This window comes from Hydrogenophaga sp. (assembly GCF_026125825.1).
Lineage (GTDB): Bacteria > Pseudomonadota > Gammaproteobacteria > Burkholderiales > Burkholderiaceae_C > Hydrogenophaga.
In genome coordinates this window covers 1-15609 of record NZ_JAHCKK010000021.1, presented here as the reverse complement: position 1 = coordinate 15609, position 15609 = coordinate 1, and the positions used below count along the sequence as shown (strand labels likewise).

The following is a 15609-nucleotide window of genomic DNA, read 5'->3' as shown; positions in this document are numbered from 1 at the left end:
CTCCCACGATGAAACTCCTCAAATCCCTGCTGATCGCCGCCTTGGCCGCCTTGTCGATGGCCGCCATCGCCCAGGAGGCCACCATCCGCAAAAACCTCGCCGAGCGCCTGCCCAACCTGCCGGCCATTGACGAGGTCAGCAAGACGCCCATGCCCGGCATTTACGAGGTGCGCGTCAACCAGAGCGAACTGTTCTACACCGACGCCGAGGGCAACTACCTGATCCAGGGTTCGATGATCGACACCAAGGCCCGCGTGGACCTGACCGAGCAGCGCCTGGACAAGCTCACCGCCATTGCCTTCAAGGACCTGCCGCTCAAAGATGCCTTCACCATCGTGCGCGGCAATGGCAAGCGCAAGCTGGCCGTGTTCGAAGACCCCAACTGCGGTTATTGCAAGCGCTTCGAGCGCGACCTGATGAAGATCGACAACGTGACGGTGCACGTGTTCCTCTACCCCATCCTCAGCGCCGACTCGGGCGAGAAGTCGCGCAACATCTGGTGCGCCAAGGACAAGGGCAAGACCTTTGTCGACTGGATGGTGCGCGATGTGACCCCGCCCACGGCCAACTGCGATGCGGCGGCCGTGGCGCGCAACTTCGAATTCGGCAAGAAGGCCCGCATCACCGGCACGCCGACCATCATCTTCGCCAACGGCACACGCGTGCCCGGCGCCATCGGGGTCGAGCAGATCGAGAAACAGCTCGCGGAAGCCAGGCCTTGAGCACCCGGGCGAAGGCGGCCAGGGCCGCGAGCACCATGGCCGCCGTGCGCTACACCGTCTCGGTGCACAGCGCACACGCCCATCTCTTCGCCGTCACGCTGCGCATCGAGCAGCCGGCAAGGAACCAGCGCGTGGCCCTTCCGGTGTGGATTCCCGGCAGCTACCTGGTGCGCGAGTTCTCACAACACCTGCAACAACTGCGTGCGCGGCAGAACGGACAGGCCATCGCCATCAGACAGCTCGACAAACAGCGCTGGCAGATCCTGGCCGAGGCCGGCGAACCGCTGGAGCTGAGCTACGAGGTCTATGCCTTTGACGCCTCGGTGCGCACCGCCTTCCTCGACGCCTCACGCGGTTTCTTCAACGCCACCAGCCTGTGCCTGCGCGTGCTCGGCCAGGAGGACCTGCCCCACGCGCTGGAGCTCGCAACCGGGGAGGCCACGCGGGGCTGGCAGGTCGCCACCGGCCTCACGCCGCAGGCCGTGGACGAGCAGGGCTTTGGCCACTACCTCGCCGAGGGTTACGACGAGCTTGCCGATTGCCCGGTGGAAATGGGCCGCTTCTGGAGCGCCAGCTTCACGGCAGGCGGTGTGGAACACCGCTTCGTGGTGGCCGGCGCAGGCGAGTGGATGGACGGCGAACGGCTGATCGAAGACACCCGCAAGATTTGCGAGACGCAGATCGCCTTCTGGCATCGCCAGCCACCCCCGCCCTTCTCGCGCTATGTGTTCATGCTGTATGCCAGCGCCGACGGTTATGGAGGCCTGGAACACCGCAACTCCACGGCGCTGATCTGCCAGCGCGCCGACCTGCCGCGCGCGCCCGCGCCGGGCGAGAAGCCCGCCGCCCTCAAGGCCACCGACGGCTACACCACCCTGCTCGGCCTGATCAGCCACGAGTACTTCCATACCTGGAACGTCAAGCGCCTGCGCCCGGCCGAGTTCGCGCGCTACGACTACGACACCGAGAACCACACCGAGCTGCTCTGGTTCTTCGAGGGCTTCACCAGCTACTACGACGACCTGATGCTGCGCCGCGCCGGGCTGATCGACGATGCGACCTACCTGCAGCTGGTGGCCAAGACGATCAACCAGGTGCAGCAGACGCCCGGCCGCCTGGTGCAGACCGTGGCCGAGGCCAGCTTCGATGCGTGGGTGAAGTACTACCGCATGAACGAGAACACGCCCAACGCCACCGTGAGCTACTACACCAAGGGCTCGCTGGTGGCGCTGTGCCTGGACCTCACGCTCCGCGCCGAGGGCCACAGCTCGCTCGACGCCGTGATGCGCGAACTCTGGCAGCGCTGCGAAGGCGGCCCGATGCGAGAGGCGGACGTGCTGCGTGCGCTCAAGCGCCTGGGCCGGCGCAGTTACGAAGGCGAGATGGCGGCCTGGGTGCACAGCACCGACGAGCTGCCACTGCCTTCCCTGCTGCAGGACCACGGGGTGAAGGTGGCGCACGACAAGGCGCCGCTGGCGCAGCAGCTGGGCCTGCGGGTGAGCGAGACCGGCGGCAACGTGGTGCTCAAGACCGTGCTGCGCGGCGGCGCGGCCGAGGCGGCCGGCATGGCCGCGAACGACGAGTGGCTGGGCGTGGAGTTCGCCCCCGCACAGCGCGGCGGCGAGGCCGAAGCCTGGCGCCTCCACAAGCTCGACGAGCTGCCCCCCCTGCGTGCGCGGCGCACCCGCATGACCGCGCTGGTTTCGCGCGACAAGCGCCTGCTGCGCCTGCCGCTGGACTGGCCGACCGAGTCCTTCACCGTCCGGCTGGCGGTGGACGATGCGGCCAAGCTCGGCGGCTGGCTGAACTAGCGCCCTCGCTGATCCAGCACGCGCTTGGCCTTGCCCTGGCTGCGCTCCACGCCGCCTTCCGGTTTGAGCTGCACCGTCACGCTGCTGCCCACGAAGACCTTGATGTCGTGCTGGAGCAGGCGTGCGGCGCTTTGCGCCTCGTCGCTCTCGGGCGCCAGGCCGGCGCGCGTCTCCACCACCACGGTGAGGTCGTCCATCGGCCCCTGGCGCGTGAGCACGCACTGGTAGTGCGCGCTGAGTTCCGCGCGCTTGAGGATGAGTTCCTCGATCTGCGTGGGGAACACGTTGACGCCACGCACGATCATCATGTCGTCGCTGCGGCCGGTGATCTTCTCCATGCGGCGCATGGGACGCGCCGTGCCGGGCAGCAGGCGCGTGAGGTCGCGCGTGCGGTAGCGGATGATGGGCAGCGCCTCCTTGGTCAGGCTGGTGAACACCAGCTCGCCCATCTCGCCGTCGGGCACCGGCTCGCCGGTGTCGGGGTCGATGATCTCGGGGTAGAAATGGTCCTCCCAGATCGTCGGTCCGTCCTTGGTTTCCACGCACTCGTTGGCCACGCCCGGCCCCATCACTTCGGACAGGCCGTAGATGTCCACCGCATCGATGCCCATGCGCTGCTCGATCGCCAGGCGCATGTCGTTGGTCCAGGGCTCGGCGCCAAAGATACCCAGGCGCAGGCTGCTCTCGCGCGGGTTCACGCCCTGGCGCTCGAACTCGTCGGCGATCGCCAGCATGTAGCTTGGCGTGACCATGATGATGTCGGGCCGGAAGTCCTGGATCAGTTGCACCTGCCGCTCGGTCTGGCCGCCGCCGAAGGGCACCACCGTCAGGCCCAGCTTCTCGGCGCCGTAGTGCGCGCCCAGGCCGCCAGTGAACAGCCCGTACCCGTAGCTCACGTGCACCAGGTCGCCCGGGCGGGCGCCGCTGGCGCGGATGCTGCGCGCCATGACCGTGGCCCAGGTGTCGATGTCCTTGAGCGTGTAACCAACCACCGTCGGTTTGCCGGTGGTGCCGCTGCTGGCATGGATGCGCGCGCATTGTTCGCGCGGCACCGCGAACATGTCGAAGGGATAGCTGTCGCGCAAGTCCTTCTTGGTGGTGAAGGGGAACTTCGCCAGGTCAGCCAGGCTGCGGCAGTCGTCCGGATGCACGCCGGCCGCATCGAACTTCGCGCGGTACACGCGCGAGTTCTGGTACGCGTGGCGCAGCGTGGCCTGCAGCCGCTTGAGCTGCAGCGCGCGCAGCTCGTCGATGCCCGCTCTTTCGATGGGTTCGAGAGGAAAGGTGTTCATGGCTGCTGGTCCTCGGGAAACACGGTACCGGCGATCACGGCGCTCTTGCCGCGGAACATCGCAACCACTTCACCGCGCTGGTTGCTCACCCGCATGTCGTAGATGCCGTGGCGCCCCGACAAGGTCTGTTCCACACCCTCGCAGGTGAGCACGTCGCCGGCGTGCGCGGGCCGCAGGAACTCGATGCTGCAGCCGGCCGCAACGGCGTTGCGGTTGTGGCTGTTGCAGGCAAAGGCGAAAGTGGAATCGGCCAGCGTGAAGATGAAGCCGCCGTGGCAGATCTGGTGACCGTTGAGGTGCAGCGGGCGCACGGCCATGCGCATCATGGCGCGCCCGGGTTCGCAGGCCAGCAGTTCCATGCCCATGGTGTCCTTGCTCGCGGTGTCCACCGCGAACATGGTCTCGCCGACCTTGCGGGCTTTGTCTTCGGGGCTCATCGTCATTCGCCCTTGAACTGCGCCGGGCGCTTCTCGCGGAACGCCATCACGCCTTCGATGTAGTCGTGCGTGCGGCCCAGGGCCGACTGGGTGTCGCGCTCCACGTCAAGCTGCTGATCCAGCGTGCGCGTGCCGGCCTCGCGCAGCAGGGCTCGCGTGGCCACCAGCGCCTTGGTGGGCATGGTGGCCAGGCGCGCGGCCAGGGCCATCGCCGCGCCCACGCAGTCATCGGACACGTCCCAGACCAGGCCCCATTCCCTGGCCTGTGCGGCCGGCAGTTTGTCGCCCGTCATCGCCAGAGCCATGGCGCGCGCCAGGCCCAGGCGCTCGACCAGGAACCAGCTGCCGCCGGCGTCGGGCACCAGCCCGATCTTGCTGAAAGCCTGGATGAAGCTCGCCCCCGAAGCGGCGATGGCAATGTCGCAGGTCATGGCCAGCGAGGCGCCCGCGCCCGCCGCCACCCCGTTGACGGCGGCGATGGTGGGCATGCGCAGCCCCTGCAGACGGCGCGCCGTGGGGTTGAAGGCCTGCTCGATCACGGGGCCGGGGTCGGCGCGCTTGACCAGATCAGGGCCGGGCTCGAAATCGAATTCGGCCAGATCGGCACCGGCGCAGAAACCGCGCCCCGCACCGGTGAGCACCAGCGCGCGCACCGCCGGGTTGGCCTCGGCGCGGTCCAGCGCGGCCCAAAGCTCGCGGTGCATCTGGCGGGTGAAGCTGTTCAGGGCTTCGGGGCGGTTGAGCGTGACCAGGGCCACGGCCCCTCGCTCTTCGTACACCACGGTGGCGTTGCTGCTCATGTCGGTGGGTCTCCAGTGTGGTCTTTGGGCAATGGGTCGCAATTTACCATTAGCCAACCAATCGGTCGGTTAATGTTTTCCCGGGGGGCGGGCCCGATATAGTGGTGGGCTTTCAACCCGACGCCATTGCCCCAGGAGACACCATGACCGCCGCCACCCCACCCGAATGCATCACCGTGCGCACTGAAGGTCGCGTGGGCATCGTCACGCTCAACCGGCCCAAGCAGCTCAACGCGCTGAACAACCAGCTCATGGACGAGCTGGGCGCGGCGCTCAAGGCCTTCGACGCGGACGAGGGCATCGGCTGCATGATCGTCACTGGCAGCGAGAAGGCCTTCGCGGCGGGCGCCGATATCGGCGCCATGGCCACCTACACCTTCGCCGACGTCTACAACGGCGACTACATCACGCGCAATTGGGAAACCATCCGCAGCATCCGCAAGCCGGTGATCGCGGCCGTGAGCGGCTTCGCCCTGGGCGGTGGCTGCGAGCTGGCCATGATGTGCGACTTCATCATCGCGGCCGACAACGCCAAGTTCGGCCAGCCTGAGATCAAGCTGGGCATCATCCCCGGCGCGGGCGGCACGCAGCGCCTGCCGCGCGCGGTGGGCAAGGCCAAGACCATGGACATGGTGCTCACCAGCCGCATGATGGACGCCACCGAGGCCGAGCGCGCCGGGCTGGTCAGCCGCGTGGTGCCTCTGGACAAGCTGATGGACGAGGCCCTGGGTGCCGCGCTGGTGATCTGCGGGCTCTCGCTGCCCAGCGTGATGGCCGCCAAGGAGGCGGTGAACCGCTCCTTCGAGGGCACGCTGTCCGATGGCGTGATGTTCGAGCGCCGCCTGTTTCATGCGATGTTCGCCACCGAAGACCAGAAGGAAGGCATGGACGCCTTCGTCAACAAGCGCAAGCCGGTTTTCCAGCACCGCTGAACCGCCAAAAATTCTGGCTATAATGCGCGCTTCGCTGGCGATATAGCTCAGTTGGTTAGAGCGCAGCATTCATAATGCTGATGTCGGTGGTTCAAGTCCACCTATCGCCACCAGCATCTCAAAAAGCGGGTTCCGGCAACGGGACCCGCTTTTTTCATTCCAATCCATTTTCGCGGCGCGGAGCCAGCCGGAGGCGACGCGGGGGGTGTTTCGCTCATGGCACTCAAATCCACCATCTTCAAGGCGAATCTGCAGATCGCCGACATCGACCACGGCTACTACGCCGACCACGCGCTCACCCTGGCCCGCCATCCCAGCGAGACGGACGAACGCATGATGGTCCGTCTGGTGGCGATGGCGCTGCATGCCCACGAGCTGCAGGACACCTGCCGGGGCGACGGCACGCTGGCCTTCGGTGCCGGACTCTCCGACCCGGACGACCCGGACGTGTCGCTGACGGACTTCACCGGCCGCAAGCGCCTGTGGATCGAAGTCGGCCAGCCGGAGGACAAGCCGCTGGCCAAGGCGTGCAGCAAGGCCGACGCGGTGGTGGTCTACGCCTTCGGCAGCGCGGCCGATGTGTGGTGGCGCGGCATCGAGGGCAAGCTCACGCGGCTCGACCGCCTGCAGGCCTGGCGCCTGCCGACCGAGGTGGCGCCCGCGCTGGCGCAACTCGCCGAGCGCAGCATGCAACTGCAGGCCACGGTGCAGGAAGGCGCGCTCACGCTCTCCAGCGAACGCGGCAGCGTGCACATCGAGCCCGTGCGCTGGAAGTAGCCCCGCCGGACTTCGCGCCATGCGCTGCCCCGTCTGCGAAGGCCCCGATGGCCGGGCATTCCAGGTCATCGGCGAGCGCGCCTACGGCCGCTGCACGCGCTGCGAGGCCACCTTTCTTTTTCCTGAACACCGGCCCTCGCGCCAAGCCGAGCGCGCCGAGTACGAACTGCACCGCAACACGGGGGACGACGCGGGCTACCGAGCCTTCCTCTCCCAGGTGGCCACCCCGCTGCTGCAGCGCCTGGCCCCCGGGCGCAGCGGCCTCGACTACGGCTGTGGGCCCGGCCCGGTCCTGGCCACCATGCTGCGCGAGGCGGGGCACACCGTGGCGCTGTACGACCCCTTCTTCCACCCCGACCAGGCCGCGCTGGCCACGCCGCACGACTTCATCACCTGCACCGAGGTGGCCGAGCACTTTCACCAGCCCGCCGCCGAGTTCCGGCGCCTGGACGCCATGCTGCGCCCGGGTGGCTGGCTGGCGCTGATGACGCGCTTCCAGACCGACGACGCGCGCTTCGCGCAGTGGCATTACCGGCGCGACCCGACCCACGTGGTGTTCTACCGCGAGACCACGCTGCGCTGGCTGGCGCAGCACCATGGCTGGCATTGCGAAGTGCCCGGCGCCAACGTGGTTCTGATGCAAAAGCGCACCGCCCCCGCGTGAGACAATCGCCTCTCCCCACAGCCTCTGGACACATACCATGAACCGCTGCCCACCCGCCCTCGTGGCCACCCTCGCCGGCCTGAGCACCGCGCTCGCCGCCGCCCTCCTGCTTCCCACGAGCGCCGCCCACGCCCAGGCCGTGCAACGCGAGTTCCCGGCCAAGGCGCTGCGCGGCACCATGGTGGTGGTGCAACCGCCGCTGGTGACCATGGACGACCGCGACACGCGCTTCGCCCCGGGCGCGCGCATTCTCGACAGCACCAACAAGCTGGTCATGTCCTCCAGCCTGATCCGTCAGGAGCTGGTGGTGAACTACACCCTCGACCAGCGCGGCCAGGTCCACCAGGTCTGGCTGCTGACCGAGGCCGAAGCGAAGGTCAAGCGCCCGGGCTACGGCACGCAGCGCAACTTCGTTTTCGAGTCGCAACAGACCCTGCCCGCCGGCACGCCGGCACGCACCACGAACTGAGTCTCCCAGCGCCTGCTGCGGCCGCCGTGGCCGCGGCCGCGCCCATGGCGTGCGCCCGCGGCGCGGCGCCCTTTCCCGAATGGAATTCCCCATGAGCAAAAAAGTCTTCATCAAAACCTTCGGCTGCCAGATGAACGAGTACGACTCGGACAAGATGGCCGACGTGCTGGGCGCCGCGCAAGGCTACGAACCGACGCAGGACGTGGAGGAGGCCGACCTCATCCTTTTCAATACCTGCTCGGTGCGCGAGAAGGCACAGGAAAAGGTCTTCAGCGACCTCGGGCGCGTGAGACACCTCAAGGAAAAAGGCGTGCTGATCGGCGTGGGCGGCTGCGTGGCCAGCCAGGAAGGTGCCGAGATCATCAAGCGCGCGCCCTACGTGGACGTGGTGTTCGGCCCCCAGACCCTGCACCGCCTGCCCGAACTGCTCAACCAGCGCGCGCGCCAGGCGCTGCCGCAGGTGGACATCAGCTTTCCCGAGATCGAGAAATTCGATCACCTGCCGCCGGCCAAGGTGGAGGGTGCCTCGGCCTTCGTGTCCATCATGGAAGGCTGCTCCAAGTACTGCAGTTACTGCGTGGTGCCCTACACGCGCGGCGAAGAGGTGAGCCGTCCCTTCGACGACGTGCTGGTGGAGGTGGCGGGTCTGGCCGACCAGGGCGTGAAGGAGGTGACGCTGCTGGGCCAGAACGTGAACGCCTACCGCGGCGCGATGGGCGATACCAGCGAGATCGCCGACTTCGCCCTGCTGCTGGAGTACGTGGCCGAGATTCCCGGCATCGAACGCATCCGCTACACCACCAGCCACCCCAACGAGTTCACGCCGCGCCTGATCGAGGCCTACGGCAGGATTCCGCAGCTGGTGAACCACCTGCACCTGCCGGTGCAGCACGGCAGCGACCGCATCCTGATGGCGATGAAGCGCGGCTACACCGCCATGGAATACAAGAGCACCATCCGCAAGTTGCGCGCGATCCGGCCCGAATTGGCCATGAGCAGCGACTTCATCGTCGGCTTCCCCGGCGAGACCGAGGACGACTTCCAGAAAATGATGAAGCTCATCACCGACGTGGGTTTCGACACCAGCTTCAGCTTCATCTTCAGCCCGCGCCCGGGCACGCCAGCGGCCAACCTCACCGATGACACGCCGCACGAGGTCAAGCTCAAGCGGCTGCAGCACCTGCAGGCCGTGATCGAGGAGAACGTGCGCCGCATCAGCAGCAGCCGCGAAGGCACGGTGCAGCGCATCCTCGTGGAAGGCCGCTCGCGCCGCCCAGGCAAGAACGGCGAACCCGAACTGATGGGACGCACCGAGTGCAACCGCATCGTCAACTTCGATGGCGGCCCGCAGGCCGAGCGCCTGATCGGCCAGATGCTCGACGTGCGCATCACCGAGGCCCGCCCGCATTCGTTGCGCGGCGAGGTGCTGGTGCGCGAGGCGGCCTGACGTTCCCGTGAAACCGCTGCGCTTCTCCTTCCAGCAGCTGCTGCTGGTCGCCTTCCTGCTGATCGGGGCGCTGCTCGGCGTGGCGGCGGTGCGTGCGCTGTTCTCGCTCGAAACCCTCATGGCGCAAAGCCGCGAGAGCGCGGCGCAGGCCATCGCGCTGTCGACGGCGGCGCAGTCGCTGTCCGAACGCAGTCTGACCATGGAGCGCGCGGCGCGCCAGTCGCTGGTGCTGCGCGACCGGCAACTGCGCCAGCGCTTCGACGAAGCCGCCGGCAACGCGCGCGACATCCTGCGCCGACTGGAAGACAACGAACTGCCACCCGACTTCGCCTACAACTGGCGCGACCGGCTGGACGCCATCACCGTGCTGCTGGACGGGCCGCCCGAGACCGCGCTGGACCGCGAGCGCGAGGTGGCCCAGGTCTTCCGCGAGATCGATGGTCACAGCGCGTCCATCGCACAGAAGGTGCAGTCCATCATCACCAGCCGCAACGAGGCCCTGCAGGCGCGCTTCGAGACCAGCCGGCAGGAACTCACGCAGCAGGTGGTGGGCTCCATCGGCATCGCGGCCATCCTGGCCCTGGCCTTCGGCATCTGGCTTGCACGGCCATTCAAGCGGCTGGAGAAAGCCATCCAGGGTTTGGGCGAGAACCAGCTCGACGTGCCGATCGACATTCCGGGGCCGTCCGACGTGCGCCGCGTGAGCCAGCAGCTCGAATGGCTGCGGCTGCGGCTGACCGAACTCGATGCCGACAAGGCGCGTTTCTTGCGCCACATCTCGCACGAGCTCAAGACGCCGCTGGCCTCGCTGCACGAAGGCGTGGCGGTGCTGGGTGATGGCGTGGCCGGCGCGCTCAACCCCAGCCAGGCCGAGGTGGTCAACATCCTGCAGCACAACACGCAACTGCTGCAGCACCAGATCGAAGCGCTGCTGCGCTTCAACGCGGCGGCCTTCGAGGCCCGCCAGCTCAAGCGGGAGCGCACCGACCTGCTGGCGCTGCTCGAGGACCAGGTGGACACGCAGCGGCTGCAGTGGCAGGCCCAGTCGCTGAACGTGCGCGTCGAAGGCGTGCCGACCACGATGCCGCTGGACCGCGAGAAGATCGCCTCGGCGGTGGGCAACCTGCTGTCCAACGCGATCCGGTTCTCGCCACCGGGCGGCCACATCCGCCTCGTGCTGCTGGACCTGCCGGGCCGCGCCTGCATCGACATCGTGGACCAGGGGCCAGGTGTGGCCGAGGCCGACCGCGACCGGATCTTCGAGCCCTTCTACCGTGGCGAACGCCAGCCGACGGGTGCCGTGCGCGGCACCGGCATCGGCTTGTCCATCGTGCACGAGTACATTCTGGCCCACGGGGGCCGCATCACCCTGCTGCCCCAGCGCCAGGGTGCCCACTTCCGCATCGAACTGCCCCATGCCCACTAGCCCATCCCACCCCCACCGCCCTGCAGGGCGCCTGGCTGGCCTCGCCGTGGCGCTGGCCCTGTCGCAGACCGCCTGCGGCACCACGCCGGCGCGCGAGAGCGCGGACAGCGGCACGATCTCCATTCAGGTGAGCCAGCCGCCCGCGCCCACCGAGGCCGCCACGCCGCCGCGCGTGACGCCGGTGACGGCACCGCCCGCGCAGCCGCCCGTGGTGCTCAGCGGGGAGACGGCCCCGGTGCCCGATGTGGTGACGGCTCTGTTGAGCTACGCAGACCGGTTGCACGCCCTCAGTCCGGCCGACCTCGCCGCCGAGATCGTGGTGCAGGGCGACCCCGGCAATGTGGCACTGCGCCAGATGCAACTGGCCTTGGCGCTGACCCAGCTGCGCCAGCCGGCCGATACCGCGCGCGCGCTTGGCCTGTTCCAGCGCGTGATCGCCCACCCTGGCCCGGAGAGCCTGCCGCTCAAGCCGCTGGCCCGGCTGCTCGCCAACCGCCTGCTGGACCAGCGCAAGCTGGAAGAAACCGCCGACCGCCAGGCCCAGCAACTGCGCGACAGCCAGCGCCGCATTGACCAGCTCAATGAGCGGCTGGAGGCCATGCGCGCCATCGAGCGCAGCCTCACCACACGCCCACCGGCGGCCGCGCCCAACGGCGCGCGCCCGACGGCGCCATGAACGCCAGCCCCCAGCGGCCTTCGGCCCCACGCGCGCGGCTGCTCGTCGTCGACGACGACGCCGACATGCTGCGCCTGCTGGCCATGCGCCTGGGCGCAGCGGGCTACCAGGTCACCTCGGTGGGTTCGGCCGAGGCCGCGCTCAGCCAGCTCGACATCGAGCGCCCCCAGCTCGTGCTCTCCGACGTGCGACTGCCCGGGCGGGACGGCCTGGCCCTGTTCGACGAGATCCGCGCGCGCCACCCCTCGCTGCCGGTGATCCTGCTGACCGCGCACGGCACCATCCCCGACGCGGTGGAGGCCACGGCGCGCGGCGTGTTCACCTACCTCACCAAGCCCTACGACGCCAAGGAGCTGCTGGAGAAGATCGCGCAGGCGCTCGCCCTGGGCGCGCCCGCGCACCAGAGCACCCATGTGGACGAGGCCTGGCGCAGCGAAATCGTGAGCCGATCCAACCGCATGGCCGACCTGCTGGCCGAGGCGCGCATGGTCGCTCAGTCCGACGCCAGCGTGCTGCTGCGCGGCGACTCCGGCACCGGCAAGGAAATGCTGGCGCGCGCCATCCACAAGGCCAGCGCGCGCGCCAACCGCCCCTTCATCGCGGTGAACTGCGGCGCGATCCCCGAGGCCCTGCTCGAATCCGAGCTGTTCGGCCACATGAAGGGCGCGTTCACCGACGCCGTGGCCAACCACAAAGGCCTGTTCCAGGCGGCCGACGGCGGCACGCTGCTGCTCGACGAGATCGGCGACATGCCCCCGGCCCTGCAGGTCAAGCTGCTGCGCGTGCTGCAGGAACGCGCGGTGCGCCCGCTGGGTTCGAGCCAGTCGCTGCCGGTGGACGTTCGCATCATCTCGGCCACCCACCGCGACCTGGAAGACGCGATGGCCGCCGGCCAGTTCCGCGAGGACCTTTACTACCGGCTCAACGTGGTCACGCTCACGCTGCCGACCCTGGCCGAGCGGCGCGAGGACATCGCGTTGCTGGCCAACCACTTCCTGGCTCGGCTGGCGGCCAAGTACGGCAAGCGCAGTTCGGGGTTCGCCCCGGAAGCGCTCAAGGCGCTCACCATGGCGGCCTGGCCTGGCAACGTGCGCCAGCTCTACAACGTGGTGGAGCAGGTCTGCGCCCTGTCGACCACGCCGCTGGTCTCGCTCGCGCTGGTGCAGCGCGCGCTGCGCACGCCGTCGATCGAGGTGCTCAGCTTCGCCGACGCCAAACAGCGGTTCGAGCGAGAGTACCTGGTGGACCTGCTCAAGATGACCGACGGCAACGTGGCCGACGCGGCCCGACTGGCGCAGCGCAACCGCACCGAGTTCTACCGCCTGCTGCAAAAACACGCCCTCACCCCGGGGCTGTTCAAGAGCGACTCGCCCGGCGCCGCCAGCGAGGCTGTCGCCGAAGAGTGACAAGGCCAAGCCCTTGTTTTTACTGGACTTTTCCTGAACGAAGGTCCCACCTGTCGCCATTCGGCGACAAAAACCGGCCTGAAAAGGCCTTCTGCCGCGGCGAAACGGCGGATACACATCTGGATACCTGAAAAGCCGTTGATCTGATTCGGTTTTTTCAGGTTGGCACAGGGTTTGCCCTTATACCGGCATGCCCTTCACGATTCGCCCTTTTTTCACCACCCGCCGCCTGCGCGGCTGGGGTGTGCTCGGCGCCCTGCTGGCCGTGTTCTGCGGGGCGTCGGCCCACGCGCAGCGCGTTGACTGGGATCACATCACGCAGGTCGCCAAGGCGCGTGCCCAGCAGCCCTTTCAGGCAAACAGCGACAAGCTGCCCGCCGAGCTTGCGACCATCACCTACGACCAGTTGCGCGACATCCGGTTCAAGACCGACCAATCCGTCTGGCGCGCACAGAACCTGCCCTTCGAGGCCCAGTTTTTCCACCTCGGCCTGTACCAGACCGAACCGGTGCGCATCCACGAGCTGACGGCCGACGGCACGGTGAACCACCTGCCCTACCGGGGCACCGATTTCGACTACGGCAAGAACACCTTCGACACCAGCCGCTGGGGCGACCTCGGCCACGCTGGCTTCCGCCTGCACTATCCGCTCAACGGCCAGGCCTACAAGGACGAGCTGATCGTGTTCCAGGGCGCGAGCTACTTCCGTGCGCTCGGCGCGGGCCAGCAATACGGCCTCTCGGCCCGCGGCCTGGCCATCGACACCGTGGGCGGCAGCGGCGAAGAATTCCCGCGCTTCTCCGAGTTCTGGCTGCAGCGCCCGGCAGCGGGCGCGACCGAGGTCACGGTGTTCGCACTGCTCGAATCGCCTCGCGCCACCGGCGCCTACCGCTTCGTCATCCGTCCCGGCCAGCAGACCACCACCACGGTGACGGCACGCGTGTTCCTTCGTGCCGGCGCCGGTCCCGTGAACACCCTGGGCATCGCGCCGCTCACCAGCATGTTCCTCTCCGGCGAGAACCAGCCCCTGCCGGGCGACTTCCGCCCGGAAGTGCACGACTCCGACGGCCTGATGATGGTCAGCGGCGAAGGCGAGTGGCTGTGGCGCCCGCTGCAGCGTCCCAAGGCGGTCACGGTCAGCTCCTTCACGCTGCAGAATCCGCGCGGCTTTGGCCTGATGCAGCGCGACCGCGCTTTTGCCAACTATGAAGACGTGGAAGCGCGCTACGAGCGCCGCCCGAGCGCCTGGGTCAAACCGATGGGCGACTGGGGCGCGGGCCGCGTGGAGCTGGTGCAGCTGCCCACTCCCGACGAGACGCACGACAACATCGTCGCCTACTGGGTGCCCGCCCAGCTGCCTGCCGCCGGCCAGCCGCTGGAGCTGAGCTACGAACTGGCCTGGCAGGGTGACACCCAGCAGCGCCCCCCGTCGAGCTGGGTCACCCAGACCCGCAAGGGCTATGGCTTTACCCGGCTCTCGCCGGCCGAGCAGGCCCGCCAGCCCCAGTACGTGATCGATTTCGCCGGCCCGGCGCTGGACAGCCTGCCCGCCGGTGCGCCGGTCAAGGCAGTGGTCACGGCCAATGCCAACGGCCGCGTGCTCGAAACCCTGGCCTACCCGAATCCCGCCACGCGCACCTGGCGCGTGACCGTGCGCGTCGAGCGCGTGGACCCGGCCCAGCCGGTCGAGCTGCGCGCTTTTCTTCAACACCACAACGACACCGTGAGCGAAACATGGACACATCTGCTGCTTCCCGAATGAGCACGGCCCACCCCAGTTCGCACCTCGGTGCGACGCCTGAAAGCCTCCCCATGCCCCAGCATGCCTTGACCCAGCTGCGCCAGGAGCGCCATCCCAACTCCGTCACGGCACCGCCGATCAACCGAGGCTCCATGGTGCCGCGCCCCTGGCGCGGCTTCTGGAACAGCATCGGCACCGCGCTGCTGAGCACGGCCAGCCGCGTGCTGCCCCCGCGCACGCCGCCCGCGGCGTCGTCGGAGGTCGCCGAAGCGCCCATGGCCTGGCAGAGCGCGGCCAACCGCCGACGCCTCGTGTTCGCGCTGCTCACCGTGCTGAGCACCGCTTTCGCCACCACCCTGTTCGCCGACGCGCAACCGGAGCACCACAACGCCTGGCTGCAATATGGCCAGCTGGCGCTGTTCAGCCTGCTCTCGGCCTGGGTCGTCACCGGCTTCGTGACGGCGCTCATGGGGTTCTGGGTCTCGCTGTTCGGTGACCGCCACACGCTGCGCGCGGCCGACGTGAAAGACCACGCCATGAACCCCGATGCGCGCACCGCGATCATCATGCCGATCTGCAACGAAGACGTGGCCACCGTGTTCGCCGGCCTGCGCGCCACCTGCGAGTCGCTCGCGGCCACCGGCCACGCCGGCCAGTTCGACGTGTTCGTGCTGTCCGACAGCTACAACCCCGAGATCGCCCAGGCCGAACGCAAGGCCTGGGAAGACCTGCGCGCCGCGTTGGCCGCGCAGCCCGAACTGCCGCCGATCGAGGTGTACTACCGCCTGCGCACGCGCCGCACGCACCGCAAGGCCGGCAACGTGGCCGACTTCTGCCGTCGCTGGGGCAAGGACTACCGCTACATGGTGGTGCTCGACGCCGACAGCGTCATGAGCGGCAACTGCCTGGTGTCCATGGTCAAGCTGATGGAAGCCAACCCCAGGGCCGGCATCGTCCAGACCGCCACCCAGGCCATTGGCCACGCCACCCTGCATGCGCGCGCGCAGCA

15 protein-coding genes and 1 tRNA gene are annotated in these 15609 nt (G+C 68.4%); 13 read left to right on the top strand and 3 right to left on the bottom strand.

Annotated elements, in window-relative coordinates:
• Positions 1–8: 8 nt before the first annotated feature.
• Both KIT86_RS09705 and KIT86_RS09700 read left to right on the top strand, forming a co-directional pair.
• Positions 9–722 (top strand): DsbC family protein, encoded by a 714-nt coding sequence (locus KIT86_RS09705; RefSeq protein ID WP_297397714.1) that lies wholly within the window; start codon positions 9–11, stop codon positions 720–722.
• Between the two features lie 35 nt (positions 723–757).
• Positions 758–2533, top strand: a complete 1776-nt coding sequence (locus tag KIT86_RS09700) for a peptidase M61 (protein ID WP_297397783.1) — start codon at positions 758–760, stop codon at positions 2531–2533.
• Here KIT86_RS09700 and paaK read toward each other — a convergent pair.
• Genes paaK through KIT86_RS09685 form a run of 3 tightly spaced genes read right to left on the bottom strand, consistent with a single transcriptional unit; the run spans position 2530 to position 5062 of the window.
• Positions 2530–3825 (bottom strand): phenylacetate--CoA ligase PaaK, encoded by a 1296-nt coding sequence (gene paaK, locus KIT86_RS09695; protein WP_297397712.1) that lies wholly within the window; start codon positions 3823–3825, stop codon positions 2530–2532. The two genes, KIT86_RS09700 and paaK, sit on opposite strands and share 4 nt — an antisense overlap.
• The gene (gene paaI, locus KIT86_RS09690; protein ID WP_297397711.1) at positions 3822–4262 is read right to left on the bottom strand and encodes a hydroxyphenylacetyl-CoA thioesterase PaaI; all 441 of its coding nucleotides are present in this window, start codon (positions 4260–4262) and stop codon (positions 3822–3824) included. Before paaI ends, paaK begins: the two co-directional genes overlap by 4 nt.
• Before the next feature lie 2 nt (positions 4263–4264).
• Complete coding sequence (locus KIT86_RS09685; protein ID WP_297397708.1) at positions 4265–5062, bottom strand: enoyl-CoA hydratase-related protein; 798 nt, start codon at positions 5060–5062, stop codon at positions 4265–4267.
• Positions 5063–5205: 143 nt separating this feature from the next.
• On the opposite strand from KIT86_RS09685, the gene KIT86_RS09680 reads away from it, so the two are divergent.
• From KIT86_RS09680 to KIT86_RS09630, 11 genes are all read left to right on the top strand, one after another.
• Positions 5206–5994, top strand: a complete 789-nt coding sequence (locus tag KIT86_RS09680) for an enoyl-CoA hydratase (protein WP_297397706.1) — start codon at positions 5206–5208, stop codon at positions 5992–5994.
• A gap of 36 nt (positions 5995–6030) precedes the next feature.
• Positions 6031–6107 (top strand) — tRNA-Met (locus tag KIT86_RS09675).
• Positions 6108–6210: 103 nt separating this feature from the next.
• On the top strand, positions 6211–6771 hold the full coding sequence (locus KIT86_RS09670; protein ID WP_297397705.1) for a YaeQ family protein: 561 nt from the start codon (positions 6211–6213) through the stop codon (positions 6769–6771).
• Positions 6772–6790: 19 nt separating this feature from the next.
• Entirely contained in the window at positions 6791–7435 is a 645-nt protein-coding gene (locus tag KIT86_RS09665) for a class I SAM-dependent methyltransferase (protein ID WP_297397703.1), read from the top strand.
• Positions 7436–7472: 37 nt separating this feature from the next.
• Positions 7473–7904 carry a hypothetical protein gene (locus KIT86_RS09660; protein ID WP_297397701.1) on the top strand — a complete coding sequence of 144 codons (432 nt, stop codon included), beginning with the start codon at positions 7473–7475 and terminating at the stop codon, positions 7902–7904.
• Positions 7905–7995: 91 nt separating this feature from the next.
• Positions 7996–9351, top strand: coding sequence for a tRNA (N6-isopentenyl adenosine(37)-C2)-methylthiotransferase MiaB (gene miaB, locus KIT86_RS09655; protein ID WP_297397698.1), 1356 nt, complete (start codon positions 7996–7998; stop codon positions 9349–9351).
• Between the two features lie 7 nt (positions 9352–9358).
• On the top strand, positions 9359–10777 hold the full coding sequence (locus KIT86_RS09650) for an ATP-binding protein (protein ID WP_297397696.1): 1419 nt from the start codon (positions 9359–9361) through the stop codon (positions 10775–10777).
• Positions 10767–11453: a hypothetical protein gene (locus tag KIT86_RS09645; protein WP_297397694.1), complete on the top strand. Its 687-nt coding sequence runs from the start codon at positions 10767–10769 to the stop codon at positions 11451–11453. The genes KIT86_RS09650 and KIT86_RS09645 overlap by 11 nt, the downstream gene beginning before the upstream one ends.
• Complete coding sequence (locus KIT86_RS09640) at positions 11450–12859, top strand: sigma 54-interacting transcriptional regulator (RefSeq protein WP_297397691.1); 1410 nt, start codon at positions 11450–11452, stop codon at positions 12857–12859. Before KIT86_RS09645 ends, KIT86_RS09640 begins: the two co-directional genes overlap by 4 nt.
• A 190-nt stretch (positions 12860–13049) precedes the next feature.
• Positions 13050–14621 (top strand): glucan biosynthesis protein G, encoded by a 1572-nt coding sequence (locus KIT86_RS09635; RefSeq protein ID WP_297397689.1) that lies wholly within the window; start codon positions 13050–13052, stop codon positions 14619–14621.
• A 50-nt stretch (positions 14622–14671) separates the two neighbouring features.
• The coding region (locus KIT86_RS09630) for a glycosyltransferase (RefSeq protein WP_297397687.1) at positions 14672–15609 on the top strand (938 nt) is incomplete at its 3' end.